We start from the raw sequence: 413 nt of genomic DNA on the forward strand, positions 1-413 counted from the left end.
AGGTGGCCTACCGCTGCAAAGGTAGATTCTGTACGACATGTTCAGTAGGTGAGAGTGAAGAGTGGAGTCGCATCTTGGCGAACGAGGTGATACAGGTGAACCATCGCCATGTCATCTTTACAATCGACGAGGGGTTGCGGGATGTATTCCTTCAACATCGATATCTACTGAAAGACATGATGGATGAGGCCGCACGGATCATCAAAGAGTTCTTCTGGAAAAAGGCCAAGGTCGAACCAGGGATCATCTCAGGTCTCCATACATTTGGGTCGCAGGTGAACTTCAATCCTCATGTACACATGCTCGTCACGATGGGTGGGATCAATCAGAAGGGTGAATATGTGGACCATGACTTCATTCCATTTGCGATGTTGAGAAAGCAGTGGCAGACAGTCGTGTTAAAACTGATCCGT

The 413-nt window shown here is 48.2% G+C and carries 1 protein-coding gene; it reads left to right on the top strand.

All coding sequences use genetic code 11. The annotated features are described in order from the left end of the window. Window positions 1-413, top strand: a 413-nt coding sequence (locus AB5N96_RS13560; RefSeq protein WP_499705765.1) for an IS91 family transposase, incomplete at both ends; no start/stop codon positions are given.

The sequence above is a fragment of the Chryseomicrobium imtechense genome, assembly GCF_041475995.1.
Classification (GTDB): Bacteria; Bacillota; Bacilli; order Bacillales_A; family Planococcaceae; genus Chryseomicrobium; species Chryseomicrobium aureum.